The 15,773-nt window shown below is 37.2% G+C and carries 11 protein-coding genes; all 11 read right to left on the bottom strand.

Going from position 1 to position 15,773, the window contains the following annotated elements; translation table 11 throughout:
- Positions 1-387 precede the first annotated feature (387 nt).
- Positions 388-1,194 carry an MBL fold metallo-hydrolase gene (locus tag ISU02_RS10885; RefSeq protein WP_194701874.1) on the bottom strand — a complete coding sequence of 269 codons (807 nt, stop codon included), beginning with the start codon at positions 1,192-1,194 and terminating at the stop codon, positions 388-390.
- A 325-nt stretch (positions 1,195-1,519) separates the two neighbouring features.
- Positions 1,520-4,384: an S-layer homology domain-containing protein gene (locus ISU02_RS10890; protein WP_194701875.1), complete on the bottom strand. Its 2,865-nt coding sequence runs from the start codon at positions 4,382-4,384 to the stop codon at positions 1,520-1,522.
- 419 nt (positions 4,385-4,803) lie between these two features.
- Positions 4,804-6,081, bottom strand: coding sequence for a dicarboxylate/amino acid:cation symporter (locus ISU02_RS10895; RefSeq protein WP_194701876.1), 1,278 nt, complete (start codon positions 6,079-6,081; stop codon positions 4,804-4,806).
- Positions 6,082-6,221: 140 nt separating this feature from the next.
- Complete coding sequence (locus ISU02_RS10900; protein WP_194701877.1) at positions 6,222-7,121, bottom strand: response regulator; 900 nt, start codon at positions 7,119-7,121, stop codon at positions 6,222-6,224.
- Positions 7,122-7,130: 9 nt separating this feature from the next.
- A complete protein-coding gene (locus ISU02_RS10905) occupies positions 7,131-8,417 on the bottom strand; it encodes a sensor histidine kinase (protein WP_194701878.1) in 1,287 nt (428 codons plus the stop codon).
- A 182-nt stretch (positions 8,418-8,599) separates the two neighbouring features.
- The gene (locus tag ISU02_RS10910) at positions 8,600-9,787 is read right to left on the bottom strand and encodes a pyridoxal phosphate-dependent aminotransferase (RefSeq protein ID WP_194701879.1); all 1,188 of its coding nucleotides are present in this window, start codon (positions 9,785-9,787) and stop codon (positions 8,600-8,602) included.
- A 148-nt stretch (positions 9,788-9,935) separates the two neighbouring features.
- Positions 9,936-10,556 carry a histidine phosphatase family protein gene (locus ISU02_RS10915; RefSeq protein ID WP_194701880.1) on the bottom strand — a complete coding sequence of 207 codons (621 nt, stop codon included), beginning with the start codon at positions 10,554-10,556 and terminating at the stop codon, positions 9,936-9,938.
- Between the two features lie 237 nt (positions 10,557-10,793).
- On the bottom strand, positions 10,794-11,585 hold the full coding sequence (locus tag ISU02_RS10920) for a DUF975 family protein (RefSeq protein ID WP_194701881.1): 792 nt from the start codon (positions 11,583-11,585) through the stop codon (positions 10,794-10,796).
- Between the two features lie 211 nt (positions 11,586-11,796).
- The gene (locus ISU02_RS10925) at positions 11,797-12,510 is read right to left on the bottom strand and encodes a flagellin (RefSeq protein ID WP_194701882.1); all 714 of its coding nucleotides are present in this window, start codon (positions 12,508-12,510) and stop codon (positions 11,797-11,799) included.
- A 76-nt stretch (positions 12,511-12,586) separates the two neighbouring features.
- Positions 12,587-13,969 carry a helicase HerA-like domain-containing protein gene (locus ISU02_RS10930; RefSeq protein WP_194701883.1) on the bottom strand — a complete coding sequence of 461 codons (1,383 nt, stop codon included), beginning with the start codon at positions 13,967-13,969 and terminating at the stop codon, positions 12,587-12,589.
- Between the two features lie 100 nt (positions 13,970-14,069).
- A complete protein-coding gene (locus ISU02_RS24315; protein ID WP_194701884.1) occupies positions 14,070-15,710 on the bottom strand; it encodes a GNAT family N-acetyltransferase in 1,641 nt (546 codons plus the stop codon).
- Positions 15,711-15,773 lie beyond the last annotated feature (63 nt).

Below are 15,773 nucleotides of genomic sequence, written 5' to 3' on the forward strand. Positions count from 1 at the left end.
AACATATTTTTGCATCCTTTTGAAACATCATCTTAACTTTTAAGTTTGCATAAAAAAAGCAAGACTCTAAATGGATTCTCGATAGATCCACTTAAGTCGTGCTTCATATATTGCTATGCTATTAGAATACTACATAAAAAGTGCAATTTGGTGCAGACATAACCTTTTTCACATAAATCTAATTTTTCATTAAAAATAAGCCCATATTTCAGGACATAATATTTCCTTGTAATAACCGAAATCATTGGATTTTAGGCTTCCAACAGTTTAGTCCATTCAGTTTAATTCTTTTTGTTTAATTCTTTTTGTCTAATTCACTTTATTTAATCCATTTTGTTTAATCCGCTCCGCTTAGTTCATTCTGTTTAGTCATTCCACTTAATCCATTCACCAGTTAAGTTCTAACCCTACGCCCACTTCTTGCACAGGGATAGCCTTGTGAATTTCGGCTTTTACAATGAACGACGTACAGTGACAGGGATATAAAAGCTTAACGTCATTTTGTACTAAATAGTGGATCGTCTTCTTCACTTGCTCATCAGCTTCAAATAAATGAAACCCACCGAGCACACCAAGCACTCTATTATCACCTGTTACCTGTTTAGCATATTCTATAATATTGCAAATGCCGCTATGTGAGCATCCAGTAATGATGTAGATCCCCGCCTCACTTTTATAAACTAGTGCTGTGTCATCAAGCACATAGTCATCCATTGCCTTTCCTTGTATAATTTGCTTGCCTATGGCTTTTCTGTTTTCAAAATCATTCAGTTGTGGAATTTCACCTAGAAAAGTGATATTTGGACTCACTTTAACAGGCGTTTTAGATAAGACGAGCTGACATTTCATATTCAGTTCTTGCTCTGACATTGGCGAACCAATTGCCAACGCTTCAAAATATTTCTCGTTAAAAGCTTCTGGATGTGCAAAAACAGTCACTTTTCTCATAGCCTCGTGTTCAAAAAAAGGACTTAACCCCCTCGTATGATCATTATGACCATGCGAAATGACAATAGCATTGATATCGCCCAAGTTGAGCCCTAGTGCTTCAGCATTTTTCATAAACAAATCCGAGTAGCCAACATCTAATAATAATTTAGTACCCTCATCCTCAATGTAGTAAGATACAGCCGGTTCCCCACAATAGTAAGCATCAATATACGTATTATTATCAACCAATACCTTAAGCTTCATTTCACACCTCACTTTTCTCTCATTATTCTTGAGTATATCATATTTTTAAGTAATCATCTTTTATAAAAGACTTTGATTTAAGAATTTTTACGACAACCATTGTCCTCCAAAACCTTGTACCTGTTAACGTTCAATTGCTTAGAGCAGTCTGAACATTCCTGTCTCTAAGCTGGACTAAAACGAATGAGATTCATAAGACTTTTGGCGGCGACAACATTTGTGTCATCTCTTGATGTGCCACAGCAAAAAACCTCCAATGATCACCTTAGACCATTGGAGGTTTACAGAACACTCTTTTATTAACGTATTTCGTCTATTGACGTACTTATGGTGTAACTGTGATTAAGAACTTTCTCACAACGGTTGCCTTTCCATTTTCCAATGTCACCATGACAACCTCAAGCGTTCCTGTTGAAAGGATATTATAATCCTGACCACTTGTGTAATTTGACCCGTTAATTTGAATCAATGACCCTGCAAAGCCTGCGTCCGTTACTGTGATTTTAATTGCAGAGGCTGAAGTTGCTATCCAACCCGTTACAGTACCTGTTGAGTCAGTTCCACCGGGAGCTGGAATCGCTACATTTGTGACGCCTCCCACTGGATTTGAACTGCCTACTGAAAGTGTAATCGCACTTGGCGATGTTGCCTGAACTGCATTTTCAGCAACAGATATTGTAAACGTTCTTACTGCTGTCGTCTTACCTGTTTCTGCTGTTGTCACCACAACTGTTAAAGCTGAAACAGAAGTTGCAATTACATAATCTTCTCCACTTGTATAAGCACTGCTATTAATTGTAATTTCAGATAAAGCTGATCCGGCATCTGTAACTGTAAATTTAATTCTATCGCCATTCATATAAGACCAACCTGTAACTGCACCTGTGGTATCTATGCCACCAGCTGCTGGAATTGCTACATTTGTAACACTCCCCACTGGGTTTGAACTCCCCACTGCAAGCGTAATGGCACTTGGTGTTGTTGCATCCACCATTGGCGTGTTCACAACTGTAAACATATCTGTATCTGGATCATAACCTGTTTTGGCAAATCGCACTTTATACATGCCCTCAAAAGTACCGCTAACTGGTGCCAATAAAAACTCGGTAGAAGGTAAATATGGATCATAATCAGACCCCACTTGGAAATTAACACTGATTAAGTTACCCGCACCATCAAACAATTGGATATCTCCTGAACTTAAGCTTTCAAGAAGCACTGATTGCCCCTTATCTTCAACCGTGACCCAAATTTCACCTTGATCGTACATAAAGGCACTCACTTCTGTGCTATTATCAGCCCAATTTGCAAAATTGAACGCATTGCTTTGAGCTATAACAGTAGGCGTAAAAGGATCAACGCCTGTATAGAGTTTGAAATTGGAAGTATAGTTATTCAAATCGCCGAAGTCTCCGAGTATTGCCAATGTCATTGAATTGGCAGTTTGGCTGATCAACCCATAATGACCAAATCGACTTGAATCCGAATTATAATACACATCAAAAGAATACGTTCCAGACCCAAATACAATTGTATTCGGCATCGAAATGGATGTAATATTTTGATCAAAAGTGACTGTAAAAGTATCTTTTGTCGTGGTAACGCTACTTACTGCTGGCACACTTGAGGCATCCTTAACAGTCACCACACAAATTGCAGAAAAAGTCGTGTTTGCCACAGAAGTTGCCTTAATATTAGCAGTACCCGCAGCCACCGCTGTCACCACGCCATTTGAAACCGTTGCTACACCCGTATTACTTGATGACCAAGTCACTGATTTGTTAGTTGCATTGGTTGGTGTCACTGTAGCCGTAATTGTACCAGTACTGCCTCCAACCGTTAAAGCCATCGATGTTGTGGAAAGGACAACGCCAGTGACGTTTACAGTATCGTTTCCACTGTCGTTGCCGTTATCACCACCTCCACTTGGTGTTGTAGGTGTTACCGGCGTAGAAGGCGCGCCTGGTATTACCTCTACCACTTCAGTTGGCGCGGTTTCAAAGGTAACATTTTTCACACTAACTTCTGCTGAATCTATAGTGCCCTTTCCTGTGATCTTTATTTCTGAATTCACTTTTATTTTTTTGACAACTGTATTTTGACCTAAATCAATATTTGAATTTGCTGCTGAAATTGAAACGGTCATCTCTTTAATGTTAGTCTCTCCTTGTGTTAAAACTGCAACATCAGGTGCATCCACTTGAACACTCTCAAAGCTACCTTCGAGGACAATCCCTTGACCTTTTGCATTATTAGAGATAACAACTTTAAGGCCATCAATATTGGTGGCAACTACACGAACTCTGCCACTGGAAGTTTTCTGAACCGTAACGCTTTTGTATTTACCGCCGTTAATGTGAATACTATTCGTACCACCACCTCTAACATAGGTCTCACCATCCACGGTCAAATTGTTTAATGTGACATCGCCATCGCCAACTTCTTCAGAGACGATTAAATCACCTGTTATGTGTAAATTTTGTAGTATCACGCCATCTGCTTTGATTACGACATGATTATCTACCGTTTCCATACCTGTTTCAGGCCCATAGGTGCCTGACTTATCATAAACAACATAAGCTTCTGCAAGCGTATTGTTAAGTGCCACAACCGCTTCGCCTCTTTTAACGATATCATTTGGTCTAAAGGTGTCATCTGGATAGCCTTTCATATAACCCGCTTCAACAACTGCATCTACGTAAGCTTTACTCCAGACTGCAATCCTTGACACATCAGAAAAACTACTGATCGATTGTGAATTCAAAGCAAGACCTCTAACCTTAGCGATAATAATAGCCGCCTCTTGTCTTGTAATCGATTGATTTGGCGCCATCATCTTATTGGGATAACCCGTAATGTAGCCAGCCGATACCGCATTTGACACCGTATTGTAGTACCAATCTGATGTTTTAACATCTTTAAAATCAATTTCTTTGCCTTGGGTAAAATAAAAGGCTTTATTGACTAAAGCCATAAATTCAGCTCTGCTAATAGCCGCATCCGGTCTAAAAGTATTATCTGGATAACCACTTGCTAAACCATTTGACAACCACTCGTTAATTACATTTTCAGCCCAATGTCCTGCGATATCATTAGGTCCTGCAAATGATACAACTGGAATCATAGTCGCTAACAAAATCAACGTCGTCAATAACGCAATTAATTTGTCCCCCCGCTTCCTTTTCTTCATAATAACCCCCTTGATATGTTATTTTTTTCCCTTTAAGGCCATTTTGTTTCATCATTATAAATCGTTCTCTGTACCGATTTAAATCAGATCTTCATTAAGCTTTCAACTATATCATGCCCCCTTAAAATTTCCATTTCTATTGCATCTATTGTGATCATTGTTTTATGTACTTTAATTCTGCATGAATGCAATTCTTATTAAGAATACAGCTATCAAGTCCTTATACCCATTATTCTTAAAAATTCTCTAAAAGTTTTATACAGCATTGGCTTTTAAAAAAATACTGTTTTATAATCACAAAAACCACACACCTTGATAATCTCCATCTCAACAAAGAGTCGGATACAATTCAAAGTGTGTGGTCTCCTAATATTTTAATATTTTATAATTTAATATTTTGCAATCTAAATCGCTTGTAATTAAGCCATCTCTACATCAGAATCGAGTTCATTCGGTGCATAGTAAACCTCTTCATCAAATTCATTTTCTGTTTTAGCGACGATTAATGTACAAACGGCATCGCCAGTGATGTTAATAACCGTTCTACACATATCTAAAATTCTATCAATTCCTAGAATCAGACCAATGGCTTCAACAGGTAACCCCACCTGTACAAGGACCATGGATAACATTACCAAACCAACCCCTGGAACACCAGCAGTACCAATAGATGCAATGGTAGCTGTCAAAATAACGGTTGCAAAGTCACCAATCCCCAAAGGAATACCGTAGAGCTGTGCTATAAACACCGTTGCAACCCCCTGCATAATTGCAGTGCCGTCCATGTTGATCGTTGCACCAAGAGGCAAAGTAAAAGAAGCCAGTTCTTTTTTAACACCTAATCTCTTTTCAGCCGTTTCTATGGTTACTGGAAGCGTTGCATTACTTGAAGAAGTTGAAAATGCAACTGCCATAGCGGGTGCAAAATTCTTAAAGAATTGAATTGGACTTAATTTAGTCGTCGCATATAAGAGCCCTTGATACGTTAAAACACCATGAATTACAAGAGCGCCTAGGACACATAACATATAGGCAAGCAAGGAGCCAATCGCGTCAAATCCAAATGTCGCCATAGTCTTACCCACTAGAGCAAATACGCCATAAGGTGCAAATTTCATGATCAGCATAACCATTTGAAGAATGACTTCATTGACTTGCTCTAACAGATCCTTAACCAATTTGGCTTTTTCACCTATAATTGTAATTGCCGTCCCTGTTAAAAGTGCAAATATAATGATTTGAAGCATATTGCCCTTTGCCATGGCATCGATGGGATTGGTTGGCACCATATTGATTAATACGTTCACAAAATCAGGACTTTCTGCCGCTTCATAAGTCATTTCCTGTGCTGTCATCTGCATAAAAGAACCTGGCTTTACAATGGTTCCAACAATAATCGCAATCGTGATGGCAATTGCTGTTGTCAATAAATAAAAACCAACTGTTTTACCACCAATTCTACCCAGTTTTTTGATGTCTCCCATTTGTGCTGCACCTAGAGTAAGTGACACAAATACAAGTGGTACCACCATCATCTTAATAAGAGCTATAAAAACCGACCCAAATAAAACAAACCCAAATCCTACAACATAATCTTTTACAATGACATTTTCACCAAAAGGATTTAAAATCAATCCGACGATGACCCCTAAAAGCATAGCAATCAGAATTTTCTTCGTTAAACTTGTACCTTTCATGTTGTTCCCCCTTTTTTAAAATTCAAAATAAATAAAAGTTTTACAAGATTACATTTTATTTATACAGAAGGGACTACATATTCCTACAAATTATTACAGAATCCTACGCATTTTCATGTCAATTTTGTAATAAAACAGTTCTATTTATTCATTTCAATAATCAACCCGGCGATGAATTTTTTTATATTGATCTTGCCGGGCTCTTTTGAGCGTCTTTTTAAATACTCCATTTCCTTTCTCACTTCTCTAAATTCAAATAGTGTATTGGCATACCGATCAAAATACATGTTTTCATAATCGTCAAGACCGATTTCAGCAATTGTTTCAAGCGCTTGTCCAATCGTTCGCCTTATGCGTTGCTCAATGGTCTTTTCATTGACGATTTCACCTTTCTCTCTTTCATACTTATCACTGACATACGTATAGAGTTCTGAAAGTCTGTAATCCAACACTTTTTTCCTGATGCCATCGTCAAATCCAAGAATAAATTCAACGATATGGAGGATGTCCTTTGTTCCAGAATCACTAATCACACCTAAGTGAGACAAAATCTCTTTTGCACTGGAAAGTGGGTCTCTATCTATTTTACTAATTTCCATAACTTGATCCTCATTCAAAGACTGCATACTTTTAAAGGCAGATTGAAATGAGTCAATCACTTTTTTCATTTTCAGTTTTTCATCAATCCGTTTGACGACATTAATCACCTCGATGACATTGATAGGCTTGTTAATATAAAACTCAATACCGCTATTATAGGCTTTAGAAACCATATCCTTTGCGTGCACTTCGCTGATCATTATAAACGGTAAATCCTTAAATTTAGGTTTCAATTGAGACACCAAAGTGATCCCATCGATTTTAGGTAGCAATAGGTCTACAATTACAATATCTGGCTTTAACTTTACAATTTCGTCAACCGCATTCTCACCAGTGGTATCCTTCCCAACCACATCGCCCAAATTCTGATTGACAATAATTTTTGAGAGTATGCTGATGACACTTATATCATCATCTATCAGATAGAAATTATAATTCATAAACGCCTCCTACTGTTGGTTTTCGGTGTCCTCTCGCTCACTTACCAAGCAAATCTTTGGAATTACTATATCAAATTTAGTGCTAATACCCTTTTGAGATTCTACCACCAATTTGCCCTCTAATATGTCTTCAACAAGATATTTAACGTGTGTTAACCCAATCCCAGAGGACATAATGCCATTGATTTCATTGTACTTCGTTGAATAACCGGGTTCAAAGATGAGATTTAAATCCATCTCTTCTATGCCTATGCCATCATCGTACACGCTTATAAAGATCAACTCGTCTTTCAAATTTTCATAGATGCTGATCAATCCTGTATGCTCAATGGCCTCGATCGCATTTACCACAAGGTTATTGAGCACTGAAATTAGAGCAAAATATTCATTGGTTTTGAAGTTATAGAACTTACTGATCTCAAATTTTATTTTTTTCCCTTTGGATTCAGCCAACTTTTGATTGGTTTCAGTGACAATACTGAGTATCTCAAAAAAAGACATTTGAAAACTTGAAGTCTCTTCAATACTCTTCTCTATACCTGCAATCACTCTCGTATAATCTTTTTTTATCTCGTGAATATCTTTCGCAACCGTTAATATGGCCGTTTTCTCTTCACCATCTTGAATTTTTTCATAGATCTCAAAACTGCGCCTCATGGCATCCTCTATATCATTTTTTGATTTTCTAAGAAAAAACAATTCCGTTTTCAAACTGGACATAAGAACGATCTTTTCCACAAATTTTTGATGATTTTGTCGCTCTTTAATATGTTGCAAATAATAGTTGGAAATATAGATTAAAATGGTCGTAAAAATGGTTCTAAACAATCCAATGATAATAATCGTATAAATCACATGTTCGAAATTGGCACTTTGCCATTCTCTTCTTACAATCACTTCAATAATGTTCGGAATACTATCGCAAATCCAAATGCTCAAAAAAAGTATCAGTGGATTTTTGAGAAAACTTCTCACATCCAGTAGCACAAAAAAGATGCTGTAAAAAATATAAAAGAAGACCACTGGATAGTAAATTTGAAACGCTTCTAAGTAAGTGCCATTTTGATTGAACACAAAAACGGAACTTCTTACGAAAAACATCAATAGTCCCACAAGATTAATCGTCGGTAACGGTTTAATCTCCTTAAACGTCAGCATGAGAATATTGAGTACCACAACTGCAAAGGTAAGTCTAAATTCTGTTCCAAATGGTGCGAAGTATATTTGTCCCATAAACGTGGTGAAAACAGCCACTAAAATGGTTTTTTCTATCTGCCTTGAGTTTTGATTGATCAAGCGCCTATCACATCCCCAAATTAAATTGTTACGTTTATTTTATCATATTATCATGGAAAATATTATTACGGAAAAAAGGCGCTTACATTTTGAAAATACAAATCGTAAACGCCTTTTATAACACCATCCTTCACTTTAGAAGATTTATTTTAATTCAAATCGATTCCGTTCAGAACCTGCTTTTATTTTTCACAAAATGCTTTTAGTCTTTTAAGGCCCTCTTCGATATTCGCCATACTGGTTGCATATGAAAGCCTAACGTAATCGTCCACGCCAAATGCAATGCCTGGAATGACAGCAATATTCGCATGATCTAATAAAACAGATGCTAGATCAATAGAATTTTTAACTTCAATGCCTTCTATTTTTTTCCCTAGGAAATAAGAAATATCAACCATTACATAAAATGCACCTTCTGGTTCAACACAGCTGACATTTGAGATATTATTAATGGTTTTAACCATGTACTGTCTTCTTTCGTCAAAAGCTTGTCTCATCACTTCAATTGGCGATTGATCACCATTAAGTGCTTCAATACTTGCATATTGTGCAATTGTATTTGGGTTAGAAGTTGCATGAGATTGAATATTGCTCATGATTTTAGCGATTTCCACAGAACTCGCTGTGTAGCCAATGCGCCATCCAGTCATGGCATAGGCTTTACTCAAGCCATTGACAACAATCGTTCTCTCTTTGAAGGCTTCAGAAAGCGCAGCAATGGAGTAATGTTGTTTGCCGTATATCAATTTTTCATAAATTTCATCGGATATGATATAGAGATCGTGTCGTACTGCAAAATCTCCAATAGCGACGAGTTCTTCCTTTGAATAAACAGCGCCCGTAGGATTGTTAGGACTATTGAGAATAATCGCCTTCGTCTTTGTTGTTACTGCTTGTTCCATTTGCTCTACAGTTACCTTAAACAGATTGGAAGCTTGTGCTTCAACTAAAACGGGCTCACCATCTGCCATCTTAACGAGTTCGTAGTAGCTTACCCAATACGGTGAAGGAATGATCACTTCATCCCCTGGATTTAAAAGTGCCTGCAATGAATTGAAAAGTGAATGTTTTGCACCTGATGAAACCACAATTTGCTCAGGATTGTAATCCAGTTCATTGTCTCTTTTGAGTTTGTCACAGATTGCCTTTTTTAATTCAATCAATCCAGATGCAGCAGTATAACCATTGCCGCCTTTTTCAATTTGTTTAATGGCTGCTGTTCTGATATACTCTGGTGTATTAAAATCAGGCTCTCCTGCACCAAAGCTGACGATATCAACGCCACTTTCCTTTAATTGTTTTGCTTTAGCTGTAATGGCTAAAGTCATAGATGCTGAAATACCGCTGTTTTTTATGGACAAAGATTTCATAAATTCGACCTCCAATGATCTCTAAAATTATGTTCATTATAACAACTCTTTTAAGAGATGTACACGCATATTGTTAACCTTTTGATGATTACCTTATTTTTTTTTAAAGTTTTTTTCAACATTTTATTTAAAAGTATTTAGAAGATTTTCATCTTTTTAAATGCTCTTCAGTTGGCTCGTGAAGACACTTGAATCTTGACCCATCATACTTATAAATATGCAGTTTTGCATTGCCGGCCACATGGTAATCCTTGATCTTGTGAATTTGATCCCCATTGAAAATTAATCTTAACATCATCAATGTCACGCCATGAGTGACGATCATAACACGCTTGAAGCGATTTGCTTCAAAATGTCGATCTAATAACTCTCTTACAAAATCATCTACGCGTTTATAGAGCATATGATAGTTTTCACCATCTTCTAACTTGAATTTTTCTGGTTCAAAATAGTACTCTCTGTATGCCTTTGGATATTTTTTTTCAATATCCTCTGAAAGCATCCCCTGCCAAGAACCCAGTCCAATCTCTCTCAAACGATCATCACATGTGATATGGACTGCATTATTCGTTGCAATCTGAAGCGTATTCAATGCTCGATTTGAAGGTGAAGAATAATAAGCATCAAATTCAAGGGGTCTAATCTCTCTGCCCAAATAATGAGCACTCTGTATGCCACTTTCAGTTAACGGTGAATTCAACCAGCCCTGCATTCTCCCCAGAACATTCCATTCCGTCTGTCCATGTCTTGCCATATAAATCTCTAGCATGCCATTCTCCTTTACCTCATGTAATCTCTATTATTTTATATGATTCCCTTATGAGTTTACAAGGAGAATTCAATAAAATAGCTGAAAAATAGCACTAAATAATCTTTTAGGGCAATTTTTTCTCTAAATCGTCTTTCGCTGATGGTACAAAAAAAGAACTATAAATCCTGCTTTTGAGAACGTCAAATTTGCGCCTCTAAAATAGGGTCTATAGCTCCTTTATCATCCACTTAAAACCTAGTATTCATCATACCAATCATCGGATTCACTTTCCTCAGAATCCACTGGTGTATAGCAAAGTTCATCTGGCGTACATAAGTTATGTCTAATCGCATTTACTCTTAATGAAGCATAGAGTTGTGCTTTAGTTGCATCCGCATAGGGGTTAACAAACCAAACGCCAATTCCAAACAGTAATCCACCCAAGATGTACCATCCTATGAAAGAAAGGTCTAACACAAATATGTCCCATTTTTGACCTCTTGTCATATCCATACTCAATTCAATAGCTCTACCGCTTTCTATGTTTGGATTGTCTGCCAAAATATAAGGTACCATTGAATAAGCATAATATTTTACGATACCCGGTATAATTAATAGCAATACCCACAATAAATTGTATACGCTTCTTATGAGCATGGTAATAACGATGTTGAAGTAGTACTCCGAGTTAAATCCAAATCCAACTTCTCTGAATGAAACCTCACGTTCAGTTCCTCTTAAAAAGTAGTTGCGTCCGCCAACTTCAAGAATATATCCCACAAATACTCTAAGTGCAATAAATACGACGATCATTACAATAATAGCAAAAGAAAAAACTGGTAACCATGATGTTAAACCGTCAAAGGTGATGTGCCCATTTTGATAAACATCGACTCTTGGCATTGGATTAAAATTATCCATACGCGAATTTGATCTCGTGGATGCTCCCGTTACAACCATAATGATCATACTCACAAAAAATGCTGTCATATAATTCTGTTTCAAAAACTTTTTAGCTTTCGTTTTAAGCTCTATTCGACTCCACATATATTCACCCCTCATCTATTTTATAAGATCTTGTTCATGATCTAACTCTATTTTAACTTAATACCCTTTAAAAAGCATTTTAAAAAGGTTAAAAACGTATTAAAAAACGACTTAAAATACAACTAAAACATGAATATATACAAAAAGGATAGAGATTTCATAATCTCTACCCCGATTATCACTTACGCGTTTTTAAATTTAGGCTTAATTTTTAAGCCAAGATATTGAGTTTGCTCTTTTGAGAGTTCATCTGCATCTTTTGAGTCGCCAACTGATATTGTTTTAGATACTCTTGTTTTTTAATCTCAGAGATTTGAGTCGTCAAATCCTCTTGAAGATTTGACCTTGAAGCAACTGTGTTTTCCTGAGTTATGTTATTGGCACGAACCGTCGATTCGAGTCCAGTGCTCTTGCTGCCCATTTTAGAACGCGCAGTGCTGACTTTTTCAATCGCCTGATCGATCTTATCTATATCAAAATCCTTTGTAACATCAAAATCTGCAAGGCCAAGCCCCTCTAAACTGGTGTTTTGAAGCTGCATAACTGTGCTCTGATTCCCAGTTTGAACGTTGAGTGGACTGTTTTGATTGAACAATTTAATCGTATTAAATTCGGTATTTTTAAGCGTATCATTTATGGAACTCTTAAGGCCTTCAATTTGAGTTTGAATTGCCTTCTTATCATCCTCAGTCATTATGCCATTCTTTGCTTGCACGGCAAGTTGTTTCATCTCATTTAACGGATCTGATACGGACTGAAGTGCACCATCAGCAGTTTTAAGTGCATCTATTGCAGTTTGAGCATTTTCAGTACCTTGATTCAATCCATTTATTTGAGAAGTCATTTTCTGTTCTATACCGACATTTGCAGGCTTCTTTTGTGCACTTTGGATCATTGGATTAAATGAACTCGACTCTATTCTCATAACATCACCACACTTTCGAAAAAAATTAAGGTCTCTTGTAGTTCATACCCTTTTTCCATTATGTCAACCAATTTTTTTAGTATTTTTTTAAAGTCCCCATAATACCTCTGGCCAAACTTGTGCCCAAAGACCTTCCAAAAGATGAAAACAAGCTCTTGGTTAGTTTGGTCAACATTGAATCCGGTTTACGCCCTCTTCTGGTCCTTTTCTTTGTGGTAGATTGCTCGCTCACAACTTGATTTTTCTGCCTTTTAAGTAACATTTCATAAGCTGAGTTGCGATCTATAGGCGTGCGGTATTTTTGATTGAGCTGCTCTTCTGGATAGTAATTGCAATTTTCAAATTTACCAATTAGGCTAGAAGGTGTTAACATAACTGCTTCTTCAAATGGTGTAGGCACACCATCCTCATCTAAGACGGATATGCTGACTTCACCCACTCCGTATTTCTTCATCTTCTCAAGCATTTCTTTCGGAATCATCTGATGTTTTATATCTTTCATGGTGTATGATCTTATGCCATGTTGAATACGATTCCCAAGCTGCGCCATAATCGAGTCGGGAATATCTGATGGACTTTGAGAAATAAAGAAAATCCCAACACCTTTAGAGCGTATTAATTTGATCACCTGCTCTATTTTACTGAGTAAAACCTCTGGAATGCCCTTGAAAATCAAATGGGCTTCATCAAAGAACAATACCAATTTAGGCATTTCCAAATCCCCCACTTCGGGTAATTGTTCGTATAGCTCAGATAATAACCAAAGTAAAAAGGCAGAATAGAGCTTGTCATTTAAAATAAGTTTGCTCGCTTCTAAAATATTTATAATCCCATCTTTCAAAAACAAATCTTTAATTTCTAGGACACTTTCTCCAAAAAAAACATCGATGTCACTTGCAATTAGGGCACGCTGAATCGCACCCAAAGACTGCTTGTTCAAAGTGCCATATTCCGCTTCAAAAGCCTTATTGTGATCATAGAGATGCTTAACGAGTTGTGTCAAATCCTTGAAGTCCAATAACAGTAGGCCTTCATCATCTGCGATCTGATAAATCGTATGCAGGAGATTGGTTTGGTTCGCATTCAGCTTTAATAATTTTGCCATGAGCATTGGCCCAAAATCCATTACAGTTGTCCTAATGGGAAGTCCCAGTTCATTGTATATATCCCAATAAAGCGTGCTGAATTTTTGAAATATAGGTGCTTCAAGATCATGTTTCTGTAAAAAATGTTCCAATCCTGATGTGAGTTTACCAACCTCACCGAAGCTGTTTAAATCCCCTTTGACATCGATCAAAAAAACGGAAGCACCCAGAGAAGCCATCTTCTCTGCCAAAAGCTTTAACGTCACTGTTTTACCAGTGCCAGTGGCACCTGTTATCAGACCATGACGCGTAATCATTCGACTATGTAGTTCTATAAATTCGCCAGAATGCTTTTTTGCAATTTCAACTTTCATGCATTCACCTCTATTTTTTGTTGTTTTTTTACACTTATAATAAAGTTTTTCCTAATTTTATCATATTTATTCTTATTAGGCAAAAAATATTTGAATCGCTTCATCGTGCCAACAGATGTATATAAGATTGTAAACTCTCGCGCCTGTGACCATTGACTCCTTCAACGGTTTCAGCAGCTAACATGGAATTCAAAACAGCCTCTTCAGTGGCCTCTACAACAGCTCTAAAGGCAATATCTATCTGGCTTTCGTCGATAAACGCATACTGTTTAATCTTCGATTTATCCGCCAAATTCATTTTATTTGCAGTGGAAAATCCAATGACGACCTCACCGCTACCATGTCCTATATAAGAGCCCAATCGTGCAAGTCCATTGACCGCACGCTTACAAATGCGTTTTAGCTGTCGATCTGAAACCGGTAAATCCATGGCAACAATAATCATGCAGGACCCTTTATCCACAGCCTGCTCATTTGCTTGAACTGATTTTAGCGCATCAATACGACTTCCGATCTCACTGTGATCTACAATTAAATCTGCTAATAAACCATGATTGGATAACACTAAAACCCCAAGTGTATATTGTTCCTCACCTATATTGAAACATCTGGATGACGATCCTATCCCACCCTTTAATTGATGACACGACATCCCTCTTCCAGCACCTACCGCCCCTTCTGAAAAGTCCACATTGGCTTCTTTTATGGCTTCAAGAACTTGATAGGCCTGAACTGATTTGTGCGTGATATCGTTTAAATAGCTGTCATTACATTCTCCAACAACTGGATTTATTGATTTTATCTTTGCTTCACTTGAAGCGATCATATAATCCACCAGTGCATCTTGGACACGTCCCACAGCTAATGTATTGGTCAAAGCGATTGGCGTTTCAAGCGTACCCAATTCGTCAATTTGTATTAGGCCAGTTGTCTTTCCAAAACCATTAATCACATGCGAAGCCGCAATCATCTTGTGTGCAAACATGTCCTCTTCAGATGGGATAATTATAGTTACACCTGTCTGTACGGCACCGCTTTGTAAAGTGGCATGCCCCACACGAATACCTGCGACATCTGTGATCTTGTTGAGGGCGCCTCTCTCGAGCGAGCCTATTTTTATACCCATTTCATGTGCTCTTTCAGGATAGTTGGATAGAAATGAAAGGCGATTTAAACTGTATATAATCTGCTTTTTATCAGATAAAATACCCGTTAGAGCGAAATGATAAAACTCAACCACTTTTACAGATGCTCTATTTTGAGCATGAATAATGCCTTCAACAGTAGAGAGCATCAAAACTTTAAACGCAAAGTTTAAGACGCGTTTGACACCTTCACGTACATAGCCATTATTTTGATAAGCTTTATCGAGTTCATAGCCAATCTCGGCTTTATTCTCGTCATAGTTGAAATTCCAAAGGCAGAGTGTACCAATAAGCGCTTTTGTAGCCTTGAGTTCAATGCCCCAAAAATACCACTTGTAAATCTCATATCCATTTAGGATCTTATCTATAAAATTTTTCGTTTCTTCATATGCTTTTTCTTCATAAGCTTTTTCATCACGTGTCTCATCAGGCATCGCATCAGTTGTCTGATTGACATAATTGAAATGATCCAATGAATGACGCATTTCATAAAGCGCATTGACATCTTCTTTTTTTAAAGCTCTCAATCTTATCCGATGACTTTCAAAGACCATACTCTGAGGCGGATTCTGTTTTAGTAACTGCTCCAATTGCATTTCTCTCCTCCTGTTTCAACAATTTCGCTCTAAATAGTATAGACAACAGATTAAACGTTCTCA

Origin of the sequence: Fusibacter ferrireducens (genome assembly GCF_015352425.1) — a bacterium.
Taxonomy (GTDB): Bacteria; Bacillota; Clostridia; order Peptostreptococcales; family Acidaminobacteraceae; genus Fusibacter_A; species Fusibacter_A ferrireducens.

What these genes read in the sequence shown, in the direction of transcription:
- ISU02_RS10885 (WP_194701874.1), bottom strand. Translation starts at nt 1,194, where the DNA reads ATGAAGCTTAAGGTATTGGTTGATAATAATACGTATATTGATGCTTAC.
- ISU02_RS10890 (WP_194701875.1), bottom strand. Translation starts at nt 4,384, where the DNA reads ATGAAGAAAAGGAAGCGGGGGGACAAATTAATTGCGTTATTGACGACG.
- ISU02_RS10895 (WP_194701876.1), bottom strand. Translation starts at nt 6,081, where the DNA reads ATGAAAGGTACAAGTTTAACGAAGAAAATTCTGATTGCTATGCTTTTA.
- ISU02_RS10900 (WP_194701877.1), bottom strand. Translation starts at nt 7,121, where the DNA reads ATGAATTATAATTTCTATCTGATAGATGATGATATAAGTGTCATCAGC.
- ISU02_RS10910 (WP_194701879.1), bottom strand. Translation starts at nt 9,787, where the DNA reads ATGAAATCTTTGTCCATAAAAAACAGCGGTATTTCAGCATCTATGACT.
- ISU02_RS10915 (WP_194701880.1), bottom strand. Translation starts at nt 10,556, where the DNA reads ATGCTAGAGATTTATATGGCAAGACATGGACAGACGGAATGGAATGTT.
- ISU02_RS10920 (WP_194701881.1), bottom strand. Translation starts at nt 11,585, where the DNA reads ATGTGGAGTCGAATAGAGCTTAAAACGAAAGCTAAAAAGTTTTTGAAA.
- ISU02_RS10925 (WP_194701882.1), bottom strand. Translation starts at nt 12,510, where the DNA reads ATGAGAATAGAGTCGAGTTCATTTAATCCAATGATCCAAAGTGCACAA.
- ISU02_RS10930 (WP_194701883.1), bottom strand. Translation starts at nt 13,969, where the DNA reads ATGAAAGTTGAAATTGCAAAAAAGCATTCTGGCGAATTTATAGAACTA.
- ISU02_RS24315 (WP_194701884.1), bottom strand. Translation starts at nt 15,710, where the DNA reads ATGCAATTGGAGCAGTTACTAAAACAGAATCCGCCTCAGAGTATGGTC.